General features: G+C 65.5%; 3 protein-coding genes. 2 read left to right on the forward strand and 1 reads right to left on the reverse strand.

What is annotated here, in order from left to right:
• Together ACXJL8_RS38060 and ACXJL8_RS38065 are read left to right on the forward strand one after the other, a co-directional pair.
• A partial coding sequence (locus ACXJL8_RS38060; protein ID WP_456686708.1) for an EamA family transporter occupies window positions 1–373 on the forward strand: 373 nt, incomplete at its 5' end.
• 200 nt (window positions 374–573) lie between these two features.
• Window positions 574–2001, forward strand: coding sequence for a caspase family protein (locus ACXJL8_RS38065; RefSeq protein WP_456618905.1), 1428 nt, complete (start codon window positions 574–576; stop codon window positions 1999–2001).
• A gap of 81 nt (window positions 2002–2082) precedes the next feature.
• Here ACXJL8_RS38065 and ACXJL8_RS38070 read toward each other — a convergent pair.
• The coding region (locus ACXJL8_RS38070) for a LysR family transcriptional regulator (RefSeq protein ID WP_456686709.1) at window positions 2083–2932 on the reverse strand (850 nt) is incomplete at its 5' end.

Here is a 2932-nt window from a genome sequence, read left to right on the forward strand (position 1 = left end):
GGTCAAATCGCTCACCCGCACCGAGAGCGCGCTGGCGATCCTGTTCTGGATGCTGGTGGTGCAGGCGGTCGTGGGCTTCCTGCCGACGCTCTATGTCTGGGCCTGGCCGCCCAACTATGTCTGGGGCTGGGTGGTGGTGATCTCGGTCTGCGGCACGTTCGCGCATTATTGCCTCGCCAGCGCGATGCGCTATGCCGACGCGACCGTGGTGGTTCCGATGGACTTCCTGCGGGTCCCGCTCACCGCCACGGTGGGCTGGCTGTTGTATGCAGAGCGCCTCGATGCCTGGACGGTCCTTGGTGCGGTGCTGATCCTGTTTGGCAATCTCTTGAACCTGAAGCCGGCCGCCCCGGTTCCCGCCCGCGTGCAGTGAACCTCGCGCGGCCTCGCGCGACAAAACGAAGTGGCCGTGTGATTTGGATCACGTTGGAGGGGCATTCCATCGTGCACATTCGGCCACACAGCAGCGGGTTGAATACGACGTACTGCCGTTTTGGTGGCGCGAAGTCGGGCACTTCGTGTAGGTTCGTTGCCAATTTGTTGCTGCCTGCAATTCGATTCTGGGGATTTCAGATGCGCTATCTCACCCTCCTCGCTTCGCTGATGTGCATGGCGCTGTCGGTCAGCGCCGCGAAGGCCGACCGCCGCGTCGCCTTCGTCGTCGGCAACGGCACCTACAAGAACGTCGCGCAATTGCCGAACCCGCCGATCGACGCCAAGGCGATGGCGTCGACGTTGCGCAATGTCGGCTTCGAGGTGATCGAAGGCTCCAACCTCACGCGCGACCAGATGACGGAGAAGCTCCTGGACTTCGGCCGCAAGGCGCAGGGCTCCGACATCGCTGTGTTCTATTATGCCGGCCACGGCATCGCCGTCAGCGGCAGCAATTATCTCCTGCCGGTCGATGCCGACATCAAGTCGGAGATGGACGTCAAGTTAGGGGCCGCCATCAATATCGACCTGACGCTCGAACAGACCATGGGCGATGCCAAGGTCAAGCTGGTGTTCCTTGATGCCTGCCGCGACAATCCCTTTGCCGCGAAGATCAAGTCGAACTCGGCGACCCGCAGCGTCAACGTGCAGAGCGGTCTCGCCGAGATGAAGTCCGGCGAAGGCACGCTGATCGCGTTCGCCACCGGCCCGGGCCAGACCGCGCTCGACGGCCAGGAGGGCAACAACAGCCCGTTCACCCGCGCGCTGATCGACAACATCACCAAGCCCGGCATCGAGATCCAGCAGGCGATGACGTCGGTGCGCGCCCAGGTCAATGAAGAGACCCGCAAGGGCCAGCTGCCCTGGGGCCATACCAACCTGATCGGCGCGGTCTACCTCAACCAGGCGCCAACGACCCAGGTGGCCAACGCCGCCCCCACCGCGGCCGGCAGCATGCCAGCGGCGGCCGCCGGCAGCTCGGACGGTGTCGAGCTCGAATACTGGCGCTCGGTGAAGGAGAGCAACAAGCCGGAGGAGCTCAACGCCTACCTCTCGGCCTATCCGAACGGTCAGTTCAAGGCCCTGGCGCTGGCACGCCTCGCGGCGATCAAGAGCGGCCCCTCGACTGCGACCCGCAACCTCAATGCCGGTGTCGATCCCGCGACCTTCACTGACGATGCCAGCCAGCTCACCGAGGACCAGATCGGCCTCGACAAGGGCCAGCGCCGCGACGTGCAGCGCCGCCTCACCGGCCTCGGCTTCGACACCAAGGCGACCGGCGCGTTCACCGACGAGACCCGGACCGTGCTGAAGCGCTGGCAGGCCGCCCGCGGCTATCCGTCGACGGGCTACCTCAACAAGCTCCAGCACAAGGCCCTGCTGTCCGAGATCGTGGCGGCCGCGCCGGCCACCGCGAGCGACGAGAGCCAAAAGCCGGCCCGGCGTGCGGCCCCCGCCCAGGCCCAGAGCGCACCGGCGCAGCCTCGCAACAGCGGCGGCGGCGATGCCGGCGCAGCCTTCGTCGGCGGTGTCGTCGGCGGCATGATGGGCGGCATGTTCCGCCGCTGAGGCGAGACCCGGCTCCAAAACGCAAAAAGGCCCGGCGAGAGCCGGGCCTTTTTCGTGCTGGCAATGGCGTGCTGGCAATGGCTAGTAATCCTGGGTGAACCAAGGCACGAGCGTCCGGATCCGCGGCATCGCCTGCATCGTAATGCTCGTCCGAGCCATCTCCGCGATGCGCGGCGCCAGTGATGAGAGATCGCCACGGCGGGTCACCAGAAGCAGCTCACGAAAAAATCCGGGGCCCGGCAGAGGGAGAGCGCTGACTTGACCAGCATGGGCAAGCCCCTGCAACAGACACAGCGGCGTGGTGATCGCGACGCCCATCCCGGTCGCGACCATGGCGACCAAACTGTCCGAGGTGTCGAACTCAAAAGCCCGCGGCGGGCGAATGCCCATGCGGCTCAGATGGCGCTCGACCTGAGCGCCCGCATAGGAACGCTCGCTGTACCGGACCAGGCGATGTCGACCGAGGATATTCCGCAGATCAAGGCCGGCAAATTCGGCCTCCATGCCGCGCGGCACCACCAGCAGATTTGGCTCGCGATAGAATGGGAAGCGCTCGACGTCATACAGGTCATCCATCGCATCGCATGTGATCGCCGCATCGATCGTTCGGTGGACCAGCGCCTCGGCATGCGAGTGAGCAAGGCCCGACCAAACGGACAGACTCAGTGCGACCTCACCCGTCATGAGCTCCTTGACGAGGTGTGCGCCGACCGTGGCGGCATAGGAGTCGATGACGCCGAGCCTCAGATCGACACGCTCAGGCAGTTTCGCTGCGTCCCGGAGTGCGCTGAGCAATGCGTCAAAGTCGCGATTCAGATCGCGAACCCGGCCAGCAAGGATGCGGCCCGCCCGCGTCAGTGTAAGCGGCCTCCGGCTGCGGTTGAAGAACGCGACTCCGATCGAGGCCTCGGCCCGCCGCACAGCCTGAGAG

The organism is Bradyrhizobium sp. P5_C11_2, assembly GCF_054049755.1.

What these genes read in the sequence shown, in the direction of transcription:
- ACXJL8_RS38065 (WP_456618905.1), top strand. Translation starts at nt 574, where the DNA reads ATGCGCTATCTCACCCTCCTCGCTTCGCTGATGTGCATGGCGCTGTCG.